3 protein-coding genes and 1 pseudogene are annotated in these 2,599 nt (G+C 67.3%); all 4 read left to right on the top strand.

The window, feature by feature from the left end:
• Window positions 1-76: 76 nt before the first annotated feature.
• A pseudogene (locus EUA98_RS19410) lies at window positions 77-262 on the top strand (transposase); the annotation flags it as partial.
• Window positions 263-375: 113 nt separating this feature from the next.
• Window positions 376-621: an IS3 family transposase gene (locus EUA98_RS20625; protein ID WP_130104323.1), complete on the top strand. Its 246-nt coding sequence runs from the start codon at window positions 376-378 to the stop codon at window positions 619-621.
• Between the two features lie 400 nt (window positions 622-1,021).
• The gene (locus EUA98_RS20400; RefSeq protein ID WP_242511738.1) at window positions 1,022-1,090 is read left to right on the top strand and encodes a hypothetical protein; all 69 of its coding nucleotides are present in this window, start codon (window positions 1,022-1,024) and stop codon (window positions 1,088-1,090) included.
• A gap of 462 nt (window positions 1,091-1,552) precedes the next feature.
• Window positions 1,553-2,059: a flavodoxin family protein gene (locus tag EUA98_RS19395; RefSeq protein WP_130104322.1), complete on the top strand. Its 507-nt coding sequence runs from the start codon at window positions 1,553-1,555 to the stop codon at window positions 2,057-2,059.
• Window positions 2,060-2,599: the final 540 nt, after the last annotated feature.

The raw sequence follows: 2,599 nt of genomic DNA, 5'->3' as shown, positions 1-2,599 counted from the left end.
CAACCAGCCCGCCGACAACACCGGAATCGGGTTAGCCGCTTAACACCCACCGGCCTCAACTACCTTGACAAATTCCGTCTTCCCCGACCGCACCAGCATCATCCGACTCGTCGGCGCCGTCCTGGCCGAGCAGCACGACGAATGGGCCGAAGGCCGCCGCTACTTCGGACTCGAGGTCCTGAGCCGAGCCCGCCTGACCCTCATCGACAACCCCCACCACAACCAGGAGGACGCCCCCACCTTGAACACCCTGAGCGCATAACTCAACGCGAAGAATCACGCCGAACCGCTACACCACTCCCCAGGACTTGACCCAGGAGCATCCCGATGCGGGCAGTGAGGATTGGTGCGAAGAGTACGGCTGCGTGAAGGCGACTGTGCCAGTCGCCGCGGCTGCGAACGACCTCGCGCGGCGCTCAAGCCGAGCTGATCCGCAACAACGGCCCCTGGAAGGGAATCGACGACCTCGAGATCGCGGTCGCCGAGTACATCGACTGGTTCAACCACCGGCGCCTGCACGGCGAGATCGGACTGATCCCCCCGGCCGAGCACGAGGACCACTACTACCGTCACAACCCAGCCCCGGCTACCGTCGGAGTGTCAGTTCAGAGCCTCCACTGAACCCAGGGCGAGACAGTCGCGCCGCCCTCTGCACCGCGGCTCCGATCCATAGCCGCCGCACCGGGTGTTCCTACGGGCGTTCTCCTCGAGTTGCGGATGCCATGGGTGGGGCGGGCGTCAGGTCTTGATGATCCTGGCAATGGCCTGGGTGGCTTCGGTGATTTCGGTGATCATGTAAGCGCCGCGGCTGACGGGGATGCGCTCATCGCACCAAGCGTGACCGTCCGCCTGCTCGCAGCGTTCGCACACTCACAGACCGGACCTGTAAGGCAGCCCTTGAACGGCTCACCGCCCGTGAGGAGGAAGTCCTCGTCCCGGTGGCGCAGTGCGGCACCAACGACGAGATCGCCACTGAGCTGTACATCAGCACAGCACCGTGAAGGCCCACCTGACCAGCCTCATGAGGAAGCTCGGCGCCCGCAACCGCATGGAGCTCGCCATGTGGGCTCATGAGACCCGCCGCATCTAGAGCTCGGAAAGGGCTTCCGGTGCGGGACTAGCCAGCTTGTGCATTCCGCGTCGCTCCGTGGTCGCCGACGGCCAGATGGCGCTGATCTGTTGACGGCGTCCGACGCAAGCCAGACGGTCCTCGCCTGTCCGCTCCCTCGCGCTACCTCTCCGAGGTAGCACCGCGGGCCGGGGGGCTTTCCAATCCCAGTCTCGGCTCGAATGCGACCCATGCGCTCTGCGGCGACACGGATCTACAGCGCCCGCCCCATGAGCTCACTCGGCTTGCGCGCGGTCATCGGCATGTGCGGAGGGTGAAGCCGCGGCCCGGTTCTACTTTGCCTTCATGGCCCTCGATGGTGTTCGTCGCGACGGCGCGGTGCGGGCTCGCGGTGCTCGCGTCGGGGAGTGAGAGGGACTCGAAGCGACCGCACCGGGACCTACGGCCGGGGCGAAGACCCGGGCCCGGGCGGATGGTGGGCGTATGAGATCCCTGGTCGTGTACGAATCCATGTCCGGCGCCACCAAAGCCCTCGCGGAGGAGATCGCGCAGAGGCTGGGTGAGGTGGGCCCGGTCCGCGTCGTCGAGGTGGGAGCGCTCGCAGCTGAAGGCCCGGTGCTCGGGGCCGACGTCGACCTCCTCGTGGTCGGGGCTCCGGTCCACGCCTTCGGGATGAGCAGGGCCTCGACCCGGCTGGAAGCCACCAAGGAGAAGAGCCCGGTGATCTCGGCGACGATCGGGGTCCGCGAGTGGCTCGAAGACCTGACCATCAAGTCGGGACTGCGCTGCGCCACCTTCGACACCAAGGTCCTCACCCCGCGACTGCCCGGTTCGGCGGCGAAGGCGATCGACAAGAACCTGCGGTCCGCCGGCGCAGTGCGCGCCTGCCCGCCGCGCACGTTCTCCGTGAACGGGAAGTCGGGCGGTCTGGTCGACGGCGAGCTCAGCGCTGCCCGTGCCTGGGCCGGCACGCTCATCCCAAGCAGCTGAGGGCTGCGGCCCCACGGCTCGAGTACGACGCCCGGGTCCACGAGGTCCCGTTTGTGCTGGTCTCCGACGCGGGTGGCTGAGCTACATCAGACGCCGACAGGTCCGTCTTCAAGTGCGTGATCTGCTCGCACCTTGCGCACCGACGGGCGCCGGGCCTACCCCTCCTTTTCCGCACTTTTGCGGGCGAGGCCTACCCCTCTCGCTTTCGCAACTCCTGAGCGCAAGTTTGCACGTTGCCCACGTTGCCCACGTTGCCCACGTTGCCCACGTTGGTCGTCGTGGTCTGGCCGTTGGTGGATCCGAAGATGCCGTATCGCCCGGATCTGAGCGACCGCCACGCCGTACCTTCGCCGCGACATCGCTTACCACCAACCAAGCCGCGCGACGGCAGGCTGGGACCGGCCGCGAGACATGGTGCTGCTCGTCCTCGGACATTTCGCGCAATGGGTGGGAGGGTTGGGTTGTCGGGGGCTCGTTGAGCGCGCCATGTCGCGACGTGCCGTTCCCGGTGCCTGGTGAACGCGGGGCTCGCGCCCTCGG

It is taken from the genome of Pengzhenrongella frigida (genome assembly GCF_004168625.1).
Lineage (GTDB): Bacteria > Actinomycetota > Actinomycetes > Actinomycetales > Cellulomonadaceae > Pengzhenrongella > Pengzhenrongella frigida.
This window is presented reverse-complemented; position numbering and strand designations above follow the sequence as displayed.

Excerpts from the sequence above, each read along its gene's own strand:
- EUA98_RS19395 (WP_130104322.1), top strand. The coding sequence starts at position 1,553 with ATGAGATCCCTGGTCGTGTACGAATCCATGTCCGGCGCCACCAAAGCC.